The 20,445-nt window shown below is 68.8% G+C and carries 16 protein-coding genes, 3 rRNA genes and 2 pseudogenes; 3 read left to right on the top strand and 18 right to left on the bottom strand.

The window, feature by feature from the left end; translation table 11 throughout:
• Positions 1-10: 10 nt before the first annotated feature.
• Together H4O22_RS09600 and H4O22_RS09595 are read right to left on the bottom strand one after the other, a co-directional pair.
• On the bottom strand, positions 11-235 hold the full coding sequence (locus H4O22_RS09600; protein ID WP_182526751.1) for a hypothetical protein: 225 nt from the start codon (positions 233-235) through the stop codon (positions 11-13).
• The gene (locus H4O22_RS09595) at positions 232-1,233 is read right to left on the bottom strand and encodes an HAD-IIA family hydrolase (protein WP_182526750.1); all 1,002 of its coding nucleotides are present in this window, start codon (positions 1,231-1,233) and stop codon (positions 232-234) included. Before H4O22_RS09595 ends, H4O22_RS09600 begins: the two co-directional genes overlap by 4 nt.
• A 46-nt stretch (positions 1,234-1,279) precedes the next feature.
• Between H4O22_RS09595 and H4O22_RS09590 the strand changes: the two genes are divergently transcribed.
• Positions 1,280-2,404 (top strand): DUF1015 family protein, encoded by a 1,125-nt coding sequence (locus H4O22_RS09590; RefSeq protein WP_182526749.1) that lies wholly within the window; start codon positions 1,280-1,282, stop codon positions 2,402-2,404.
• Here H4O22_RS09590 and H4O22_RS09585 read toward each other — a convergent pair.
• Positions 2,379-2,717: a single-stranded DNA-binding protein gene (locus tag H4O22_RS09585; RefSeq protein WP_244963180.1), complete on the bottom strand. Its 339-nt coding sequence runs from the start codon at positions 2,715-2,717 to the stop codon at positions 2,379-2,381. The genes H4O22_RS09590 and H4O22_RS09585 overlap by 26 nt on opposite strands.
• Before the next feature lie 151 nt (positions 2,718-2,868).
• Positions 2,869-3,330 carry a nitroreductase/quinone reductase family protein gene (locus tag H4O22_RS09580; RefSeq protein WP_182526747.1) on the bottom strand — a complete coding sequence of 154 codons (462 nt, stop codon included), beginning with the start codon at positions 3,328-3,330 and terminating at the stop codon, positions 2,869-2,871.
• A gap of 30 nt (positions 3,331-3,360) precedes the next feature.
• Here H4O22_RS09580 and H4O22_RS20570 point away from each other — a divergent pair.
• Positions 3,361-3,602, top strand: a pseudogene (locus H4O22_RS20570) (TetR/AcrR family transcriptional regulator C-terminal domain-containing protein); the annotation flags it as partial.
• Between the two features lie 167 nt (positions 3,603-3,769).
• On the opposite strand, the gene H4O22_RS09570 reads toward H4O22_RS20570, so the two are convergent.
• From H4O22_RS09570 to argC, 14 genes and pseudogenes are all read right to left on the bottom strand, one after another.
• On the bottom strand, positions 3,770-3,952 hold the full coding sequence (locus H4O22_RS09570; RefSeq protein WP_182526746.1) for a hypothetical protein: 183 nt from the start codon (positions 3,950-3,952) through the stop codon (positions 3,770-3,772).
• A 107-nt stretch (positions 3,953-4,059) separates the two neighbouring features.
• Positions 4,060-4,176: ribosomal RNA gene (gene rrf, locus H4O22_RS09565) — 5S ribosomal RNA — on the bottom strand.
• Between the two features lie 162 nt (positions 4,177-4,338).
• A 23S ribosomal RNA gene (locus H4O22_RS09560) occupies positions 4,339-7,462 on the bottom strand.
• A 423-nt stretch (positions 7,463-7,885) separates the two neighbouring features.
• Positions 7,886-9,404, bottom strand: a 16S ribosomal RNA gene (locus H4O22_RS09555).
• The 16S, 23S and 5S rRNA genes sit together here, the layout of an rRNA operon.
• A 434-nt stretch (positions 9,405-9,838) precedes the next feature.
• Positions 9,839-10,428 (bottom strand): annotated as a pseudogene (locus H4O22_RS09550) (DNA-3-methyladenine glycosylase).
• Positions 10,412-11,836, bottom strand: coding sequence for an argininosuccinate lyase (argH, locus tag H4O22_RS09545; RefSeq protein WP_182526745.1), 1,425 nt, complete (start codon positions 11,834-11,836; stop codon positions 10,412-10,414). The pseudogene H4O22_RS09550 and the gene argH overlap by 17 nt, the downstream one beginning before the upstream one ends.
• On the bottom strand, positions 11,836-13,266 hold the full coding sequence (gene argG, locus H4O22_RS09540; protein WP_182526744.1) for an argininosuccinate synthase: 1,431 nt from the start codon (positions 13,264-13,266) through the stop codon (positions 11,836-11,838). The genes argH and argG overlap by 1 nt, the downstream gene beginning before the upstream one ends.
• On the bottom strand, positions 13,263-13,796 hold the full coding sequence (locus H4O22_RS09535) for an arginine repressor (RefSeq protein WP_244963178.1): 534 nt from the start codon (positions 13,794-13,796) through the stop codon (positions 13,263-13,265). The genes argG and H4O22_RS09535 overlap by 4 nt, the downstream gene beginning before the upstream one ends.
• Positions 13,793-14,740, bottom strand: a complete 948-nt coding sequence (gene argF / locus H4O22_RS09530; RefSeq protein WP_182526743.1) for an ornithine carbamoyltransferase — start codon at positions 14,738-14,740, stop codon at positions 13,793-13,795. Before argF ends, H4O22_RS09535 begins: the two co-directional genes overlap by 4 nt.
• The gene (locus tag H4O22_RS09525; RefSeq protein WP_280530189.1) at positions 14,737-15,930 is read right to left on the bottom strand and encodes an acetylornithine transaminase; all 1,194 of its coding nucleotides are present in this window, start codon (positions 15,928-15,930) and stop codon (positions 14,737-14,739) included. The genes argF and H4O22_RS09525 overlap by 4 nt, the downstream gene beginning before the upstream one ends.
• A complete protein-coding gene (gene argB / locus H4O22_RS09520; RefSeq protein ID WP_182526742.1) occupies positions 15,927-16,871 on the bottom strand; it encodes an acetylglutamate kinase in 945 nt (314 codons plus the stop codon). Before argB ends, H4O22_RS09525 begins: the two co-directional genes overlap by 4 nt.
• Positions 16,868-18,019 carry a bifunctional glutamate N-acetyltransferase/amino-acid acetyltransferase ArgJ gene (gene argJ / locus H4O22_RS09515; protein WP_182526741.1) on the bottom strand — a complete coding sequence of 384 codons (1,152 nt, stop codon included), beginning with the start codon at positions 18,017-18,019 and terminating at the stop codon, positions 16,868-16,870. Before argJ ends, argB begins: the two co-directional genes overlap by 4 nt.
• Entirely contained in the window at positions 18,016-18,498 is a 483-nt protein-coding gene (locus tag H4O22_RS09510; protein WP_182526740.1) for an ACT domain-containing protein, read from the bottom strand. The genes argJ and H4O22_RS09510 overlap by 4 nt, the downstream gene beginning before the upstream one ends.
• Positions 18,495-19,544, bottom strand: a complete 1,050-nt coding sequence (gene argC, locus H4O22_RS09505) for an N-acetyl-gamma-glutamyl-phosphate reductase (protein ID WP_182526739.1) — start codon at positions 19,542-19,544, stop codon at positions 18,495-18,497. Before argC ends, H4O22_RS09510 begins: the two co-directional genes overlap by 4 nt.
• 83 nt (positions 19,545-19,627) lie before the next feature.
• Here argC and H4O22_RS09500 point away from each other — a divergent pair, with 83 nt between their 5' ends.
• Positions 19,628-20,425 carry a maleylpyruvate isomerase family mycothiol-dependent enzyme gene (locus H4O22_RS09500; RefSeq protein ID WP_182526738.1) on the top strand — a complete coding sequence of 266 codons (798 nt, stop codon included), beginning with the start codon at positions 19,628-19,630 and terminating at the stop codon, positions 20,423-20,425.
• Positions 20,426-20,445: the final 20 nt, after the last annotated feature.

Raw genomic sequence — 20,445 nt, 5'->3', positions numbered from 1 at the left:
GCGCCCGCGCTCAGCGCGCGTCGTTCGGGACGTCGAGGGCGCGCCGCAGCTGCTCGTGCGCCGCCTCGAAGACCCCGACGTGCTCCTCGATCGGCCGCTCCTCGAGCTGGGCGATCGCCGCGAGCACCGCGTCCACCTGCTCCACCCCGGTGCGGACCCCCTGGTCGTCTGCGGACACGTCCGCCGACACGTCCGCCGGAGCAGTCACGTCGTCCGTCGAGGGGTCCTGGCTCATGGGGTCGAGGCTATCGCGACGTCCGCCGTGTCGAGGACCTCGCCGGTGCGGTCCAGGTGGTCCCAGGCCGCGACGGCCACCGCTCGCCACCAGTCGTCGGGCGCGCCGTCGCCCTCGACGACCAGCCGCCCGCCCTCTGACCGGGCCCGCCAGCCGCCAAGCACCGCCTCACCGTCCGCGAGCTCGGGGGACGCACAGGGCTCCGAGAGCCCGCCGAGGTCCGCCGAGACGTACGTCGGGCGCTCCTGGGGACGCGCGGCCACCAGCTCGGCCAGACCGGTGACGCCGGTCAGCACGAGCAGCGAGTCGACCCCTGCGTTGCGGGCGCCCTCGATGTCGGTGTCGAGCCGGTCGCCGACCATCAGCGGACGCTCCCCGCCGACGCGTCGCACCGTCTCCTCGAGCAGCGGCCGCTCCGGCTTGCCGGCGACGACCGGGGTCACGCCGCTGAACCGCTCGATGGTCTCCACCAGCACGCCGTGGCCCGGGGCCACGCCGTACGCCGTCGGGATGCTGTGGTCGCGGTTGCTCGCCACCCACCACAGCCCTTCGCGGATCCGCACCGCGGCCCGCATCACGTCGCGCCACAGCACGTCGGGGCCGTAGCCGCTGACCAGGGCCTCCGCGTCGTCCTCGACGTCCACCGGGACGAACCCGCGCTCGGTGAGCGCCTCGCGCAGCCCGTCCGTGCCGAGCAGCACCACCCGGGCGCCCGGGTCCAGCCGCTCCGCCAGCACCTGCGCCGCGGCCTGCGCGGAGGTCACCACGTCCGTCTCTTCGGCCGCGACGCCGAGCTCGCGCAGGTGAGCGGCCACCCGCCCCGGGGGGCGGGCCGCGTTGTTGGTGATGAAGGCCAGCCGCATCCCGTCCCCGCGCGCCCGGTCCAGGTGCCCGGGAGCACCCGGGACGGCGTCGCCGCCGACGTAGACCACCCCGTCCAGGTCCAGCATCGCCAGGTCGTGGCGCCGGCTGAGCGGAACGTCGGACGAGCCGAGCATCAAGACACCTCCGAGTCGTGTTGTCGAGGCACCCTACGATGCGACGGTGGACTCCAGTGCCGTGGTCACGCCTCCGTACGTGGCGGGACCCCTGCACCTCCGGCCGTTCCGGGGCCTGATGCTCGCCCCCTCCCGGGTCGGCGACCCGTCGTCGGCCCGTGCGTTCGCCCGGCCGTACGCCGCGGTCGCGACCCGTCTCGGGCGGTGGCAGGCGCGTGGGCAGCTGAGCCACGACCCCACCCCCGCGCTGTACCTGCACGAGTACACCGCCGGCGGCATCACCGTGCGCGGCCTGGTGGGCCTCCTCGACATCTCCCGGCGCGCGACCCGCCTCGAGGAGAGCGCCGTCCTCCCGCACGAGGGCATCCATCCCGCCCAGGCCGACGACCTCGCGGACCGGATGGGCGAGATGGAGCTCAACCCCGCCCCGATCCTGCTCGTGCACCGCGCTCCCGCCGCCGTCCGGACCATCCTCGACCGGGTGCGCACCACCTCCCCGGACCATGCGTTCACCGACCGGGCCGAGCAGCACCACCGGATCTGGGCGATCACCGACGACGCGACCATCGCGGACCTCGGCAGCGCCACCGCCGGCTCCCGCGCGCTGATCGCGGACGGACACCACCGCTACGCGGCCTACCTGCGGCTCCACCAGCGGCAGCCGGGCGGCGCCGCCGACACCGGACTGGCGATGCTCGTCGACCAGGACGACACCCCGCTCTTCCTGGGCGCGATCCACCGGGTGCTCGCCGGCGTCCGGATCGAGGACGTCGCCCGCGCCGCGGAGTCGGTGGGCGCGCGCTTCGTCCCCTCGAGCGCCGCGCCGGCCGTGGCCGCGCTCGGGCGTCACACCCTGGTCCTCACCGACGGCGCCGCGTGGGCGACGCTCACCCTGGACGTGCCGGCCGACCGGGCGGCCGTCGAGGAGCTGCACGACACCCTGGTGCCGGTGCTCCCCCGCGGGCCGCGTCGGATCACCCACCACCACACCGTCGAGGACGCGCTCGCCCACGCCGTACCGGAGTCCGACCTGGCGGTCCTGCTGCCCGCCCCGGACGTCGACCTGGTGCTCCGGATCGTCGCTGCGGGACGCCTGCTGCCCGAGAAGGCGACGTCCTTCCAGCCGAAGCCGAGCCTCGGGGTGCTCATCCGCTCGCTGCGCGACGGATGAGCCGCCCGCTGGCCACCTCGATCTCGACCCGCGACGCGGCCCCGCCCGCGGCACGGAAGAACCGACGCCGCACCGCGCCGGCCACCTCGACGACGTCGCCGGTCCGCCAGCTCGTGGCCGACCGCAGCACCCGGCCGGACCACACCGCGCAGTCGAGCACGTCGACCGTCTGACGCGATCCCGACCGCTCCCCGGTGCGACCCACCACGAGGCGGAAGGTCCACACGCTGTCGCCACTGGGCAGCACCCGCTCCTCGGGGTCCTGCGAGAGTCGGCCGCGGAGCCGGACCTCGTTGACCGGGGCCGGGGCCACTCCATCCTTTGTCACCTGTGCGGGCATCGCACCTCACCTCCGACGGCAACGCTCGTGAGCCGCACCGACACCGAGGGAAAGCGAGCTCAGCCCTGGGGAGGAACGAGCCACAGCCGGCCGCTGTGGACGACTCCTGGCGCGGGGTCCGCGATCACGCCCGATGGGGGAAGGTGATGCGCATCAGCCGGCTGTCGGCCCAGTCCTCGAGGCGGGTCGGCCGGATGGTGCCGGGGTCGTGGGGCTGGTTGAGATCCGCGACGATCTCCGCCAGCACCGCCTGACGCTCAACGGGGTCGGTCACCGGCGTGGCCCGCGCAGGCAGATCTGCCCGGATCCCGTTCTTCAGGTGGAAGGTGAAGTCGGGATGGGCGAGAGGGTTCGCATGCCAGCCGGTGGCAGCCCCGCCGGCGCCGCTGCACAGGTAACTGCTGCCCGCGGCCCGGTAGAAGAAGATCTCGAGGCGGCGTCGCCGGCCGGTGCGGCGCCCCACTGTCGTGATGTCGATGATCCGTTCCCTGGTGCCCGCGGCGGGGGTGATCTCGATGGCTCGCCGGATCTCGTCGGGCCTCCGCCGGCCGGCAACCTCGTCGACGGGCTCGGCACCATCGGTCACCGGTACGCCGAGCTGTTGGGCCGCGCCCAGATGACCGACCTGTTCCGCATCGTGATCGCCGAGCTCCCGCGATTCCCCGAGCTCGCCAACGCACAGTTCTCGCAGGGGAAGATGCCCTACTTCGAGTCCGTACGCGCTACCTGCAAGCCGAGGACGAAGCGGGAACGGCCCGGGTCGACGACGTGGAACTCGCCGCTACCCAGTTCCTGGGCATGATCTCGAACTACGTCTTCTGGCCGTCACTCCTGGTGCCGGGCTGGGACGTGAGCGCCGAACGTGTCGCTCAGGTGGTCGACGAGGCCGTCCGCACCACCGCGGCCCGGTACGCCGCGACTGGACCAGGCCGACCACCGACAACTGACCAGGGAACGCGGTCGCGGAGTAGCTCGACACCCTCGCCCCGCGGCGAGGCGCACCATCGTGCGGTGCGAGCGGTCACTCACCAGACGTCGAGCGACACCACCAGGGCGAGGACGAGAACTCCCACCACCGCGGCCAGGGTGAGCAGGCTCGCGCCGTTCGCCGTCGCTGTGTTTGTTCCCTTCGCTACCTGAGCCCGGCCGGCGAGGAGCAGCCCCAGGAACACGACGACCAGCAGCGGCGCGAGCAGCAGGATATTCACGTCCGGAGCCTTTCACGAGATGCCGAGAAAGAGTCCGCACACCCGCGAAAATGCCGTGAAATGCAGAACAGGGCCACCCACGAGGGGTGACCCTGTTCTGAAGAATTGTCCGGCGGCGTCCTACTCTCCCACAACCTCTCGGTTGCAGTACCATCGGCGCTGAAAGGCTTAACTTCCGGGTTCGGGATGGGACCGGGTGTTTCCCTTTCGCTATGGCCGCCGTAACTCTTGCGGTACCGGGCTCTCGCACACCAACCCATATGCGGGGTGGTGGGGAACCGGGCACCAAGCTCTATGCAATGAGTCATTGCAAGTCATTGGTGGGTGGTTCTTGGATTCGTGGACGCGAACATTGGCAGATCGTTGTAGGTCTAGCTGAGTGGTTGTAAGACAAGCCCTCGGCCTATTAGTACCGGTCGGCTAGGCATTGCTGCTGTACACCTCCGGCCTATCAACCCAGTGTTCTGCTGGGGGCCTTACCCCGTCTAGCGGGTGGGAAACCTCATCTTGAAACGTGCTTCCCGCTTAGATGCATTCAGCGGTTATCACTTCCGAACGTAGCTAACCAGCCGTGCCCCTGGCGGGACAACTGGCACACCAGAGGTTCGTCCATCCCGGTCCTCTCGTACTAGGGACAGCCTTTCTCAAGTTTCCTGCGCGCGCGGCGGATAGGGACCGAACTGTCTCACGACGTTCTAAACCCAGCTCGCGTGCCGCTTTAATGGGCGAACAGCCCAACCCTTGGGACCTACTCCAGCCCCAGGATGCGACGAGCCGACATCGAGGTGCCAAACCATCCCGTCGATATGGACTCTTGGGGAAGATCAGCCTGTTATCCCCGGGGTACCTTTTATCCGTTGAGCGACGTCGCTTCCACATGCCGACGCCGGATCACTAGTTCCGACTTTCGTCCCTGCTCGACATGTCTGTCTCACAGTCAAGCTCCCTTGTGCACTTACACTCAACACCTGATTGCCAACCAGGCTGAGGGAACCTTTGAGCGCCTCCGTTACATTTTAGGAGGCAACCGCCCCAGTTAAACTACCCATCAGGCACTGTCCCTGATCCGGATTACGGACCTAGGTTAGACATCTAGTACGACCAGAGTGGTATTTCAACGTTGACTCCACACTCACTGGCGTGAGCACTTCACAGTCTCCCACCTATCCTACACAAGCCGAACCAAACACCAATACCAAACTATAGTAAAGGTCCCGGGGTCTTTCCGTCCTGCCGCGCGTAACGAGCATCTTTACTCGTAGTGCAATTTCGCCGAGTCCACGGTTGAGACAGCGCCCAAGTCGTTACTCCATTCGTGCAGGTCGGAACTTACCCGACAAGGAATTTCGCTACCTTAGGATGGTTATAGTTACCACCGCCGTTTACTGGGGCTTAAATTCTCCGCTTCGGTGTTACCACCTAACAGGTCCTCTTAACCTTCCAGCACCGGGCAGGAGTCAGTCCGTATACATCGTCTTACAACTTCGCACGGACCTGTGTTTTTAGTAAACAGTCGCTTGGGCCTGGTCTCTGCGGCCATCACCGCTTCCCCCAGCTAGTGGGTTCACGGATCCGGCCCCCCTTCTCCCGAAGTTACGGGGGCATTTTGCCGAGTTCCTTAACCGTGGTTCGCTCGATCGCCTTGGTATTCTCTACCTGATCACCTGAGTCGGTTTGGGGTACGGGCGGCGCATAGCTCGCTAGAGGTTTTTCTCGACAGCATAGGATCACCCACTTCGCCATACGGCTCCGTATCGTGTCTCAAGTTCGACATCAAAGTCAGTCGTCCGGATTTACCTAGACGACACCCTACGCACTTACCCGTGGACAACCATCGCCACGGCTGGGCTACCTTCCTGCGTCACCCCATCGCTTGACTACTACCAGCTCGGGTCCCGCGCTCCCCCACAAGCTCTCACCCCGAAGGGATCGATGCTCATGGCTTCGGGCGGTTAGCATCACCAGGTTCGTCATGGGCGCTACTTTGCCGGTACGGGAATATCAACCCGTTGTCCATCGACTACGCCTGTCGGCCTCGCCTTAGGTCCCGACTTACCCAGGGCAGATTAGCTTGACCCTGGAACCCTTGATCATTCGGCGGCAATGTTTCTCACATTGCATTCGCTACTCATGCCTGCATTCTCACTCGTGTCGCGTCCACCACTGGATCACTCCGCAGCTTCACTCGCGACACGACGCTCCCCTACCCATCCACACGCCTGAACCAACCTCAAGGGCGGCTTAGCTTAATATGTGAATGCCATAGCTTCGGCGGATGACTTGAGCCCCGCTACATTGTCGGCGCGGAATCACTTGACCAGTGAGCTATTACGCACTCTTTCAAGGGTGGCTGCTTCCAAGCCAACCTCCTGGTTGTCACTGCGACTCCACATCCTTTTCCACTTAGTCACCGCTTAGGGGCCTTAGCTGATGGTCTGGGCTGTTTCCCTCTCGACAATGGAGCTTATCCCCCACTGTCTCACTGCCGCGCTCTCACTTACCGGCATTCGGAGTTTGGCTAACGTCAGTAACCTTGTAGGGCCCATTAGCTATCCAGTGCTCTACCTCCGGCAAGAAACACGCGACGCTGCACCTAAATGCATTTCGGGAGAACCAGCTATCACGAAGTTTGATTGGCCTTTCACCCTATCCACAGGTCATCCCCTCAGTTTTCAACCTAAGTGGGTTCGGTCCTCCACGCGGTCTTACCCGCGCTTCAACCTGCCCATGGATAGATCACTTCGCTTCGGGTCTTGATCGTGCTACTCAGGCGCCCTATTCAGACTCGCTTTCGCTACGGCTACCCCACACGGGTTAACCTCGCAACACAACGCAAACTCGCAGGCTCATTCTTCAAAAGGCACGCCGTCACAGCAGTAAACTGCCGCTCCGACGGATTGTAGGCACACGGTTTCAGGTACTATTTCACTCCCCGCCAGGGGTACTTTTCACCTTTCCCTCACGGTACTTGTCCGCTATCGGTCATCAAGGAGTATTTAGGCTTAACAGGTGGTCCTGCCAGATTCACACGGAATTTCAGGAGTTCCGTGTTACTTGGGATCCCACTCAGCAGATCAAGGCTTACACATACGGGGCTATCACCCTCTACGGCGCGGCTTTCCAGCCGACTTCCACTTCACCTTGATTTTCTTACTGCTCGACCCGCCGGCAGACGGATCAGAATGGTCCCACAACCCCACACACGCAACCCCTGCCGGGTATCACACGCGCATGGTTTAGCCTCATCCGATTTCGCTCGCCACTACTCTCGGAATCACTTTTGTTTTCTCTTCCTGTGGGTACTGAGATGTTTCACTTCCCCACGTTCCCTCCACACGCCCTATATATTCAGGCGCAGGTAACTGGACATGACTCCAGCTGGGTTCCCCCATTCGGACACCCCCGGATCACAGCTCGGTTGCCAACTCCCCAGGGCTTATCGCAGGCTCCTACGTCCTTCATCGGCTCTTGATGCCAAGGCATCCACCGTGTGCCCTTCATAGCTTGTCTCACAAACACTCAACAAGAACTACAAAGATCAGAAGACAACCACCCCAATCAGGGTGAGTCGTCTCTTATCAAGCGGCCAACCCACAAGGGGCCGACCGCAAGATGCTCGCGTCCACTATCCAATTAACAACCAACCAGCCCACCAACCCCCACCCACACCCAACAGGCGCATGAGCGGACAAAGGAGGCACACCAACACTGAAGAATCGAATCTGATTCCTCAAAGCTCAACAGTGTGTCAGGGAAACCAACCAGCAACCAGCACCCAGGTTCCACGCCCCACCCCCGAACAAGTTCGGGACCAGGACAGTACTGAGGGACACCAACCACCGGCCGGCACTCTTCATCGACGATTCCACTAGTGAGTAGCACCACCGCGGCCACCGTTGTTGGTGAACCGACTCATGGCCACTGACTCCTTAGAAAGGAGGTGATCCAGCCGCACCTTCCGGTACGGCTACCTTGTTACGACTTCGTCCCAATCGCCAGCCCCACCTTCGACGGCTCCCTCCCACAAGGGGTTAGGCCACCGGCTTCGGGTGTTGCCGACTTTCGTGACGTGACGGGCGGTGTGTACAAGGCCCGGGAACGTATTCACCGCAGCGTTGCTGATCTGCGATTACTAGCGACTCCGACTTCATGGGGTCGAGTTGCAGACCCCAATCCGAACTGAGACCGGCTTTTTGGGATTCGCTCCCCCTCACGGGATCGCAGCCCTTTGTACCGGCCATTGTAGCATGCGTGAAGCCCTGGACATAAGGGGCATGATGACTTGACGTCATCCCCACCTTCCTCCGAGTTGACCCCGGCAGTCTCCTATGAGTCCCCGGCATAACCCGCTGGCAACATAGGACGAGGGTTGCGCTCGTTGCGGGACTTAACCCAACATCTCACGACACGAGCTGACGACAGCCATGCACCACCTGTATACCGACTAAAAGGGCCCCTATCTCTAGGGGTTTCCGGCATATGTCAAACCCAGGTAAGGTTCTTCGCGTTGCATCGAATTAATCCGCATGCTCCGCCGCTTGTGCGGGCCCCCGTCAATTCCTTTGAGTTTTAGCCTTGCGGCCGTACTCCCCAGGCGGGGCGCTTAATGCGTTAGCTGCGGCACGGAATCCGTGGAATGGACCCCACACCTAGCGCCCAACGTTTACGGTGTGGACTACCAGGGTATCTAATCCTGTTCGCTCCCCACACTTTCGCTCCTCAGCGTCAGGTAATGCCCAGAGAACCGCCTTCGCCACCGGTGTTCCTCCTGATATCTGCGCATTTCACCGCTACACCAGGAATTCCGTTCTCCCCTGCATACCTCTAGTCTGCCCGTATCGAAAGCAAGCACCGAGTTAAGCCCGGTGTTTTCACTCCCGACGCGACAAACCGCCTACGAGCCCTTTACGCCCAATAATTCCGGACAACGCTCGCACCCTACGTATTACCGCGGCTGCTGGCACGTAGTTGGCCGGTGCTTCTTCTGTACCTACCGTCACTCTCGCTTCGTCGGTACTGAAAGAGGTTTACAACCCGAAGGCCGTCATCCCTCACGCGGCGTTGCTGGATCAGGCTTCCGCCCATTGTCCAATATTCCCCACTGCTGCCTCCCGTAGGAGTCTGGGCCGTGTCTCAGTCCCAGTGTGGCCGGTCACCCTCTCAGGCCGGCTACCCGTCGAAGCCTTGGTAGGCCATTACCCCACCAACAAGCTGATAGGCCGCGAGCACATCCCCCACCGAAAAACTTTCCACCACCATCCCATGCAGGAAGTGGTCGTATCCGGTATTAGACCCCGTTTCCGAGGCTTATCCCGAAGTGGAGGGCAGATTACTCACGTGTTACTCACCCGTTCGCCGCTCGTGTACCCCCGAAAGGGCCTTACCGCTCGACTTGCATGTGTTAAGCACGCCGCCAGCGTTCGTCCTGAGCCAGGATCAAACTCTCCGTTGAAAACAACACCCACACAACCAACCCACCCCAACGAAGGGACAGACCAGCCGCATGGAAAAAGAGATGCCCCTGACAGGAGAAACTGACTATTGTCAGAATCATTGTCAAAGAAACCATCAACCATCAACTCCACCACAAAGGCGAAGAACATGATCGACGGGGCATAACAAACTAATTCGTCGACTATGACACACTGTTGAGTTCTCAAGAATCAGACGCGCTCGGACTTGGTCTTGCGAACCGCCTCCGGGGCAACCTGCAGAAACTTACCTGTTCGGCTTGGCTTCGTCAACTCGGTGAGTGACTCGGCCGTAGTTCCTGGCCGGGACGTGCGGCACCCACGTTGTTTGGCCTCTCGGCCCGAGTGTGGGAGCCGCTTGCCGCGGCGAGATGAAACATTACACCTGGCCTGGGGGCGTGCCAAATTGGGGGGGTCAGGAGCGCAGCGGCTTGGCCGGTCGGTACGCGGAGACGGTCGGCTCCCCCGTGATCCAGTACCGCCAGGGCCGCTCCGGGGCCCCGCGCAGACCGACCCGCGGCCCGGTCGAGACCGCGGCGACCGGGTCGCCGAGCTCGAGGCGGACGTCGCCGGTGACCAGGTCCGCGCCGCCGTGGGCGAGCTCGATGCCCAGCGTCTTGCACAGCCGGGCAGGCCCACGGGCCAGGTCCCGGTCGCGGACGCCGGGCCGGCGGGCCCGGGCCTCCTCCAGGCCGTCGACGACCTCGCCGGCACGGAGCAGGACCGCGCCGGCCTCCCCCGCCGGCCGGTCACCACGTTGCAGCACACGTGCATGCCGTAGGTGAAGTAGCAGTAGAGGTGGCCGGGAGGGCCGAACATGACGGCGTTGCGGGCCGTCCGCGCCCGGTAGGCGTGCGACCCGGGGTCGAGCGGGCCGGCGTACGCCTCCACCTCGGTGAGCCGGACCGCCACGTCGCCGTGGCGGACCGTGGCGCCCAGCAGGCGCGGCGCGACCTCCTCCACCGGTCCGGCGAGGAGGTCGCGCAGGTCAGGCGAGCCGCTCACGGTGCCGCGCCGCGACGGCGACGGCCTCGGCGAGCTGCTCGCGCACCCGGACGGGGGCGGTGCCGCCCCGGCCGGACCGCGACGCGACCGAGCCCTCGGCGGTGAGCACCTCCCGCACCTCCGGCGTCAGCCGCGGGTCGATCTCCGCGAACTGCGCGTCGGTGAGGTCGGCCAGCTCGACGCCGAGCTCCTCGCAGCGGCGCACGCAGGCGCCGGCGAGCTCGTGCGCGACGCGGAACGGCACGTCCTGGCGGACCAGCCACTCCGCGACGTCGGTGGCGAGCGAGAACCCCTGCGGGGCGAGGTCGGCGAGCCGCTCCCGGTCGAAGACCAGGGTCGCGACCATCCCGGTGAACGCGGGCAGGAGCACCTCGAGGGTGTCGACGGAGTCGAAGACCGGCTCCTTGTCCTCCTGCAGGTCGCGGTTGTAGGCGAGCGGCAGCGCCTTGAGGGTGGTGAGCAGCCCGCTCAGGTTGCCGACCAGCCGGCCGGCCTTCCCGCGCGCCAGCTCGGCGATGTCGGGGTTCTTCTTCTGCGGCATGATGCTCGACCCCGTCGACCAGGAGTCGTGCAGCGTCACGACGCCGAACTCGCGGGTCGACCAGAGGATGACGTCCTCCGCGATCCGGCTGACGTCGACGCCGACCTGCGCGGCGACGAAGGCGAGCTCGGCGACGAAGTCGCGCGCAGCGGTCCCGTCCATGGAGTTCGCGCTGGACCCGGTGAACCCGAGCTCGGCGGCGACCGCCTCGGGGTCCAGGCCCAGGCTCTGGCCGGCCAGCGCACCGGAGCCGTACGGCGAGTCCGCGGCGACACGCGCGTCCCAGTCGGCCAGCCGGTCGACGTCGCGCAGCAGGGGCCAGGCGTGCGCCAGCAGGTGGTGGGCGAGCAGCACCGGCTGCGCGTGCTGGAGGTGGGTGCGGCCCGGCATCACGGTCGGCACCGGGTCCAGGTGCTCGGCGGCCTGGGCGACCAGCGCGTCGACGAGGTCGAGCACCTGTGCGCCGACGATGCGCGCGTGGTCGCGGAGGAACACCTTGAAGAGCGTGGCGATCTGGTCGTTGCGGCTCCGGCCGGCGCGCAGCCGGCCGCCGACCTCGGCGCCGACCTCCTCGAGCAGCAGCCGCTCCAGCGCGCCGTGCACGTCCTCGTCGGACGGGTCCGGGTGCAGCTCGCCGGCGGCGTACCGCTCCCCCAGCACCTCCAGGCCGCGCAGCAGCTCGGCGTGGTCGGCATCGGCGAGCAGGCCGGCACGGTGCAGCGCGTTCGCGTGGGCCCGCGACCCGGCCAGGTCGTACGGCGTGAGCCGCCAGTCGAAGTGCGTCGAGCGGGACAGCGCCTCGAGCTCCGGGGAGGGACCGCCGGCGAACCGGCCGCCCCACAGCTTGCCCTCGTTGGTGCCGCCCATCAGTCGGTGCCCATGTCCATCGCGGCGTGGTCGAGCGCCTCGTCGTCGAGCGTGTCCTCGACGTCGGCGCGGGCGATCGACTCGGCGCCGCCGGGCTCGATCTCGCCGAACAGGTTGCCGTTCTCGACCAGCACGTGGCCCTGGTCCTGCGGCTGGCTGGCGTACTGCTCGAGCTTGCTGCGGGAGTCGGCGATGTCGAGGTTGCGCATGGTGAGCTGGCCGATCCGGTCGGTGGGACCGAAGACGGCGTTGTCGGTGCGCTCCATGGACAGCTTGTCGGGGTGGTAGGAGAACGACGGTCCGTCGGTCGCCAGGATCGTGTAGTCCTCCCCGCGCCGCAGCCGCAGCGTCACCTCGCCGGTCACCAGCGACGCGACCCAGCGCTGGATGGCCTCGCGCATCATCAGCGCCTGCGGGTCCAGCCAGCGGCCCTCGTAGAGCAGCCGGCCCAGGCGCCGCCCCTCGTAGTGGTAGTTGGCGACGGTGTCCTCGTTGTGCACGGCGTTCAGCAGCCGCTCGTAGGCGATCCACAGCAGGGCCATGCCCGGCGCCTCGTACACGCCGCGCGACTTGGCCTCGATGATCCGGTTCTCGATCTGGTCGGACATGCCCAGGCCGTGCCGGCCGCCGATCGCGTTGGCCTCGGTGACCAGCTGCACCGCGTCGTCGTACGTCGTGCCGTTGATCGCCACCGGCCGGCCCTGGTCGAAGCGGACCGTGACGTCCTCGGTGGGGATCTCGACCGCCGGGTCCCAGAACTTCACGCCCATGATCGGCTCGACGACCTCCAGGGAGACGTCGAGGTGCTCGAGGGTCTTGGCCTCGTGGGTGGCGCCCCAGATGTTGGCGTCGGTGGAGTACGCCTTCTCCTTGCTGTCACGGTAGGGCAGGCCGCGCTCGGTGAGCCACTGGCTCATCTCGGTGCGGCCGCCGAGCTCGTGCACGAAGTCGGCGTCCAGCCACGGCTTGTAGATGCGCAGCTGCGGGTTGGCGAGCAGGCCGTAGCGGTAGAACCGCTCGATGTCGTTGCCCTTGAACGTCGAGCCGTCGCCCCAGATGTCGACGCCGTCCTCGTGCATCGCGCGCACCAGCATCATCCCGGTCACCGCCCGGCCCAGCGGGGTGGTGTTGAAGTACGCGCGGCCGCCGGAGCGGATGTGGAAGGCGCCGCACGCGAGCGCGGCCAGGCCCTCCTCGACCAGCGAGGCCCGGCAGTCGACCGCGCGGGCGATCTCCGCGCCGTACTCACGCGCCCGGTCGGGGACGCCGCTGATGTCGGGCTCGTCGTACTGGCCGATGTCGGCGGTGTAGGTGCACGGGACCGCCCCCTTGGCGCGCATCCAGGCCACGGCCACCGAGGTGTCCAGGCCCCCCGAGAACGCGATACCGACCCGCTGGCCGATGGGGAGGGACGTCAGGACCTTGCTCACGTGGGGTCTTCCTTCTGGTGGTGGGTGTCGGCCAGGGCCAGGAACCGGTGGGCGAGCGCGTCGCCGCCCTTCGGGTCCCGGCCGATGACCAGGAGGGTGTCGTCGCCCGCGATGGTGCCGAGGATCTCGGGGAACTCGGCCTTGTCGAACGCGGAGGCGAGGAACTGGGCGGCGCCCGGCGGGGTGCGCAGGACGACGAGGTTGGCGCTGGCCTCGGCGCTCACCAGCAGCTCGCCGCAGAGGCGGGCCAGCCGGGCCGCGGCCGCGGCCGTCTCCCCCGGGGCGCTCGGCCGTCGGTCGCCGCCCTCGGCCGGGACGGCGTACACGAGGGCGCCGGAGGCGGCGCGCACCTTCATCGCGTCGAGCTCGACGAGGTCGCGCGAGAGGGTCGCCTGGGTGACCCGGACGCCGCTCTCGGCGAGCAGGTCGGCCAGCTCGCCCTGCGAGCGGATCTCGCGGTGGCTGACCAGGTCGACGATGCGGCGGTGGCGGGCGTTCTTGGTGGCCGGGCGCATCGCGGACTCGCTCACGGTGACCCCGTCCCGTCCGTCGCACCGTCGGCCAGCAGGAACGCGAGCACCGCCTTCTGGGCGTGCCGGCGGTTCTCGGCCTCGTCCCAGACGGCGCTCTGCGGGCCGTCGATGACCTCCGCGGCGATCTCCTTGCCGCGGTACGCCGGCAGGCAGTGCAGCACCACGGCGTCCTGCGCCGCGTGGGCGAGCAGCTCGGTGGTGAGCGACCAGGGCCCGAAGACCCGCTCGCGCGCCGCCTCCTCGCCCTCCTTGCCCATCGAGACCCAGGTGTCGGTGACGACGACGTCGGCGCCCCGGACCGCCTCGACCGGGTCGGGGACGGCGGTGGCCGACCCGCCGGTGGTGGCGGCGATCCGGTGCGCGCGGTCGAACATCGCCTCGGCCGGCAGGTAGCCCTCCGGGGCGCTGATCCGCACGTGCATGCCAGCGGTGGCGCCGGCGAGCAGCCAGGAGTTCCCCATGTTGCACGCGCCGTCGCCGACGAACGCGACGGTCAGCCCGGCGAGGCCGCCGCACCGCTCGCGCACGGTCAGCAGGTCGGCGACCAGCTGGCAGGGGTGGAACTCGTCGGTGAGCGCGTTGACGACCGGGACGCCGGCGTGCGCGGCCATCAGCTCGAGGTCGGACTGCTCGAAGGTGCGCCACACGACGGCGGCGACCTGACGGCCGAGCACCCGGGCGACGTCCTCGACGGACTCGCGGACGCCGATGCCGGCGAGCCGGCCCTCGACCAGCATCGGGTTGCCGCCGAGCTCGGCGATGCCGGCCGCGAACGAGACCTGGGTGCGCAGCGTCGGCTTGTCGAAGACCATCGCGACCGACTGCGGCCCGGCCAGCGGGCGCGCGTCGTACGGCGCGGCCTTGAGGCGGGCGGCCAGGTCGAGGACCTGTGCCTGCTCGGCGGGGCTCAGGTCGTCGTCGGCGAGGAGATGGCGGGTCACGACTCGGCCTGGTCGTACGCCGCGTCCAGGATCGCCGGCCACGCCGCGAGGAAGGCGTCGGCGTCCTCGGTGGTGAGCACCAGCGGCGGCGCGAGCCGGATCCGGCCGGGGGTCGGGTTGTTGAGGATGAACCCGTGCGCGAGCGCCGCGGTGAACACCTGGGCGGACACCTCGGCGGAGAGGTCCAGCCCGACCAGCAGGCCCTGGCCGCGCACCTCGGTCACCCGGGGGTCGGCGGCGAGGCCGTCGCGGAGCCTGGTGCCCAGCGCGGTCACGTGCTCGAGGAGGCCCTCCTCCTCGATGGTGCCGATCACGGCGAGCGCGGCGGCGCAGGCCACCGGGTTGCCGCCGAAGGTGGTGCCGTGGTTGCCCGGCTCGAACAGCTCCCCCGCGGCGCCCAGGCCGATGCAGGCGCCGATCGGGAACCCGCCCGCGAGCCCCTTCGCGACCGTCACGATGTCGGGACGGACCGACGCCGGGTCGTGGGCGAACCAGCGGCCGACGCGACCCATGCCGGTCTGCACCTCGTCGAGCCAGAGCAGCGCCCCGTGCTCGTCGGCGGTACGGCGGGCCGCGGCGAGGTAGCCGTCCGGCGGCACGATCACGCCGGCCTCGCCCTGGATCGGCTCGAGCAGGATCGCCGCCGTCTCATCGGTGACCGCGGCGGCGAGCGCCTCGGCGTCGCCGTACGGGACGAAGGTGACCTCGCCGGGCAGCGGCTCGAACGGCCTGCGGTAGGCCTCCTTCGAGGTGAGCGCCAGGGCGCCCATCGTGCGGCCGTGGAAGCCGCCCTCGGCCGCGACCACGTGGGTGCGGCCGGTGCGCCGGGTCAGCTTGAACGCGGCCTCGTTGGCCTCCGCGCCCGAGTTGGTCAGGAAGACGTGGCCGCCCCCCTCGCGGCCGGCGAGCACGAGGGACAGCAGCCGCTCGGCGAGGTCGACCTGGGGGCCGGTGGTGAAGAAGTTGGAGACGTGGCCGAGCGTCTGCAGCTGCGTGGTGACGGCCCCGACGAGCGCGGGGTGCGCGTGGCCGAGGGCGTTGACGGCGATGCCGCCGAGCAGGTCGAGGTACCGGGTGCCCTCGGCGTCCCAGACGTGCGCGCCCTCGCCGCGGACCAGCGCGAGCTTCGGCGGGCCGAAGGTGTTCATCAAGGACGCGGCGTACCGCTCCTGGATCGGGGTGGCGCTCACGGGGTGTCCCTCGCCTTCCGGGTCTTGGTCTCGACGCCGGGCAGCACCTGGGTGCCCACGCCCTCCTGGGTGAACAGCTCGAGGATCACCGCGTGCGGCTCCCGCCCGTCGACGACGGTGGCGCGCGGGACGCCCTCCTGGACGGCCTTGAGGCAGGCGCCCATCTTGGGGACCATGCCGCTGGCCAGGGTAGGCAGGATCTCGGCGAGCGCCTCCGGGCTGATCTCCCCGATCACGTCCTCGGAGTCGGGCCAGTCGAGGTAGAGCCCCTCCACGTCGGTGAGCACGAGCAGCTTCTCCGCGCCCAGGGCCACGGCCAGCGCGGCCGCGGCGGTGTCGGCATTGACGTTGTGGACCACGCCGTGGACGTCGGGCGCGACGCTGGAGACCACCGGGATCCGGCCCGCCTCGATCAGGTCGAGCACCGACTCCGGGCGCACCCGCGTCACCTCGCCCACGAGCCCGAGGTCGACCTCCTCGCCGTCGACGACCGTGCCGGTCTGCTCGGCGGTGAACAGCCCGGCGTCCTCGCCCGAGCACCCGACGGCCAGCGGCCCGTGCTCGTTGATCAGCCCCACCAGCTCGCGCTGGACCTGGCCGACCAGCACCATCCGGACCACGTCCATCGCCTCGGGGGTGGTGACGCGGAGGCCGCCGCGGAACTCCGAGTCGATGCCGAGGCGGTCGAGCATCTGCGAGATCTGCGGCCCGCCGCCGTGCACGACGACCGGGCGGAACCCCGCGAAGCGGAGGAACGCGATGTCCTCGGCGAAGGCCCGCTTGAGGGTGTCGTCGGTCATGGCGTTGCCGCCGTACTTCACCACCACGATCTTGCCGTGGTAGCGCTTGAGCCACGGCAGCGCCGCGGCGAGCGTGCGCGCCTTGGCCTGGTCGGGCTTGCCGGTGTCGAAGCTGCCGTCGGGCAGCGTGCTGTCGTTCATGAGGAGTACGCGCTGTTCTCGTGGACGTAGGCGTGGGTCAGGTCGTTGGTCCAGACGGTCGCCCGCTCGGGTCCCGCCTTGAGGTCGACGGTGACGCTGACCTCGCGGGGGCCGAGGTCGACCTCGGCGGGGTCGGCGTGCGGCGTGGACTGCCGGCAGACCCAGACGCCGTTCATCGCGACGTCGAGGTCGGCGGGGTCGAACCGCGCGTCGGTGGTGCCGATGCTGGCGAGCACCCGGCCCCAGTTCGGGTCCTTGCCGAAGACCGCGGCCTTGAACAGGTTGCTGCGGGCGATGCTGCGGCCCACCTCGACGGCCTCGTCCTCGGTCGCGGCGTTCACCACGGTGATCGCGATCTCGTGGTCGGCGCCCTCGGCGTCCTGGAGCAGCTGCATCGCGAGGTCGGTGCAGGCCTGGGCGAGCGCCTCGGTGAAGTCGGGCAGCGACGGGGTGATGCCCGAGGCGCCGCTCGCCATCACCGTGACCGTGTCGTTGGTCGACATGCAGCCGTCGGAGTCCAGCCGGTCGAAGGAGACGCGGGTGGCGGCACGGAGCGCGGTGTCGAGGTCGGCTGCCGGGACCACCGCGTCGGTGGTCAGCACCACGAGCATGGTGGCCAGCTGCGGGGCGAGCATGCCGGCGCCCTTGGCCATCCCGCCGATGCGCCAGCCGGTGCCCTCGACGACGACCTGCTTGCTGACCGAGTCGGTCGTCATGATCGCCTCGGCGGCGTCCTGGCCGCCGGCGGCGGAGAGCCCGGCGTACGCCGCGTCGACGCCGTCGAGCAGCGCCTGGCGGTCGTTGGCCAGCCCGATCAGCCCGGTCGAGCAGACGACGACGTCGACCGCCCCGATGCCGAGGTGGCCGGCGACCTGCTCGGCGACCGCGTGGGTCGTCTGGAACCCCTCGGGGCCGGTGTAGCAGTTGGCGCCGCCGGAGTTCAGCACGACCGCGCGGACGGTGCCGTCCTTGACCACCTCCTGGCTCCACAGGACGGGGTTGGCCTTGCAGCGGTTGGCGGTGAACACGGTGGCGGAGTCGTACGTCGGGCCGGCGTTGACGACCAGCGCGACGTCCTTGCCGCCGCTGGTCTTGAGCCCGGCCGCGACGCCGGCGGCGGTGAACCCGGCGGGGGTGGTGACGCTCATTTCTTCTTCTTCTGCTTCCTGACGGGAGGGACGGGGACGGCGATGGCGACGGTGTGCCCCCGTCGTCGCCACGCCTCCGCCGCGCGCTCGGCGTCCCCCACCGGGAGCAGCACCCAGTCGGTGTCGTAGGTCGAGATCGTGAAGACCGCGATCCGCTCCTCGGCCAGCGGGACGAGCAGCGCGGCGAGCACGCCGACGTCCTCGGGGTCGAGGGGGCCCTGCACCGCGAAGGCGGTCAGGCCGCGGCGGGCCGCGGTCTTGGTCGGCACGTCGCGACCCGCGCAGACCAGCGAGGTCTCCGTCGCGGTCGCGGTGATCGAGAACAGCGAGGCCGACTCCGCCCACGCCGGCACCTCCGAGCCCGGAGGGAGCCGGATCACGGCGAGCTTCTCCGGGAACTGCTGGAGGGTGTACGTCGGGCCGGCGGGCTGCTGCTCGGTCGGCTGGTCGGTCGGCTGGTCGGGCTGGTCGGCGGTCACGGGGCGATCCCTACTGTGGTGAGGCCGAGGCCCTCATCGAGGCCCAGGGCGAGGTTCATGCACTGCACGGCGGCGCCGGCGGTGCCCTTCGCGAGATTGTCGACGGCGCCGACGGCGACCAGCCGGCGTACCGTCTCGTCGGCGGTGACCTGGAGGTGCACGGCGTTGGAGCCGGTCACCGACTTGGTCTGCGGCCACTGGCCCTCGGGGAGCAGGTGCACGAACGGCTCGTCGGCGTACGCCTTCGCGTAGGCGGCGCGCAGGTCCTCGGCGCGGACGCCGTCGACCAGCTTTGCCGAGCAGGTGGCCAGGATGCCGCGCGCCATCGGCACGAGCAGCGGCGTGAAGCTCACGGTGACCGGCGCGCTGCCCTCCGGCAGCAGGCCGGTGAGGTTCTGGGTGATCTCGGGGGTGTGCCGGTGGCTGCCGCCGACGCCGTACGCGCTGGCGTTGCCCATCGTCTCGCTGCCCAGCAGGTGCGGCTTGGCGGCCTTGCCCGCGCCGCTCGTGCCGGAGGCCGCCACGACGACCACCTCGGGCTCGACCAGCCCGGCGGCGACCGCGGGGGCGAGGGTCAGCGTGGAGATCGTCGGGTAGCAGCCGGGGACCGCGATGCGGGTGGCGCCGGCGATCTGCTCGCGCTGTCCGGGCAGCTCGGGAAGGCCGTAGGGCCAGGTGCCGGCGTGCGGACCGCCGTAGAAGCGGTCCCACTCCCCCGCGTCCCGGAGCCGGAAGTCCGCGCCGCAGTCGACGACGACGACGTCGTCACCGAGCTGCGCGGCGACCTCGCCGGACTGACCGTGCGGGAGCGCGAGGAAGACCACGTCGTGACCCGCGAGCACCTCGGTCTCGGTCGGCTCGAGGATCCGGTCGGCCAGCGGCACCAGGTGCGGCTGCAGCACGCCCAGCGGCTGTCCGGCGTTCGAGGCGCCGGTCAGGGCGCCGATCTCGACCTGCGGGTGACCCAGCAGCAGGCGGAGCAGCTCGCCCCCGGCGTACCCGCTGGCTCCTGCGACGGCGACCCGTGTCCGTGATGACATGTGCATAAACATACATGCCCCTGCATGTTCATGAGGCACCGGTCCGAATCCCGGTCGACCCCGTCGGTGGCCGGGGTTACGTTCGCGGCATGGCCACCTTGGAGTACCCCGCCTACCTCGGTCACATCCGCGAGGAGTCCCGGCGGTTCCGCGACGTGCTCGCCGGGTGCGACCCCGCCGCGCGGGTGCCGGCCTGCCCCGAGTGGGACGCGGCCGACCTGGTCTGGCACCTCGCGGAGGTGCAGTGGTTCTGGGCGCGCACCGTCCGCGACCGTCCGGCGCCGCCCGACGACGGCCCGCACCCCGAGCGGCCCACGACGTACGACGGGCTGCTCGCGGCCTTCGACGCGCACTCCTCCTCCCTGGTCGCCGAGCTCGAGGCCGCCGGTCCCGACGCCCCGGCGTGGCACTGGGCGCCCGTCCAGACCGTGGGCACCAGCTACCGGCGCCAGGCGCACGAGGCGCTGATCCACCGCCTCGACGCCGAGCAGACCGCCGGCACGGTCACCCCGCTCGACCCCGCGCTCGCCGGCGACGGCGTCCTCGAGCTGCTCGACGTGATGTACGGCGGGGAGCCGCCGGCGTGGGGGCGGTTCGAGCCGTCGGCCCACCACGTCCGGGTCGACCTCACCGACCTCGGCACGTCGATCTGGGCGCAGCCGGGCCTGTTCGTCGGCACCGAGCCGGAGTCCGGGAAGGTCTACGACGGCCCGCACGTGCTGGTCGTGGGCGACCCGGGCACCGACCCGGACGCCGTGGTCGCCGGCGCGGCGCCCGACCTCGACGCCTGGCTGTGGCGCCGCCGCGACGACACGGGCATCGCGATCACCGGCGACCGGGCGGCGTACGACGGGTTCCGGGTCGCCGTCGACCAGCCGCTGGACTGAGCGGCGCCCAGCCGGCGCCC

The organism is Nocardioides dongkuii (assembly GCF_014127485.1).
GTDB classification, from domain to species: Bacteria; Actinomycetota; Actinomycetes; order Propionibacteriales; family Nocardioidaceae; genus Nocardioides; species Nocardioides dongkuii.
This window is presented reverse-complemented; position numbering and strand designations above follow the sequence as displayed.

What these genes read in the sequence shown, in the direction of transcription:
- H4O22_RS09600 (WP_182526751.1), bottom strand. Translation starts at nt 235, where the DNA reads ATGAGCCAGGACCCCTCGACGGACGACGTGACTGCTCCGGCGGACGTG.
- H4O22_RS09595 (WP_182526750.1), bottom strand. Translation starts at nt 1,233, where the DNA reads ATGCTCGGCTCGTCCGACGTTCCGCTCAGCCGGCGCCACGACCTGGCG.
- argH (WP_182526745.1), bottom strand. Translation starts at nt 11,836, where the DNA reads ATGGGCGGCACCAACGAGGGCAAGCTGTGGGGCGGCCGGTTCGCCGGC.
- argB (WP_182526742.1), bottom strand. Translation starts at nt 16,871, where the DNA reads ATGAACGACAGCACGCTGCCCGACGGCAGCTTCGACACCGGCAAGCCC.
- argJ (WP_182526741.1), bottom strand. Translation starts at nt 18,019, where the DNA reads ATGAGCGTCACCACCCCCGCCGGGTTCACCGCCGCCGGCGTCGCGGCC.
- argC (WP_182526739.1), bottom strand. Translation starts at nt 19,544, where the DNA reads ATGCACATGTCATCACGGACACGGGTCGCCGTCGCAGGAGCCAGCGGG.
- H4O22_RS09500 (WP_182526738.1), top strand. Translation starts at nt 19,628, where the DNA reads ATGGCCACCTTGGAGTACCCCGCCTACCTCGGTCACATCCGCGAGGAG.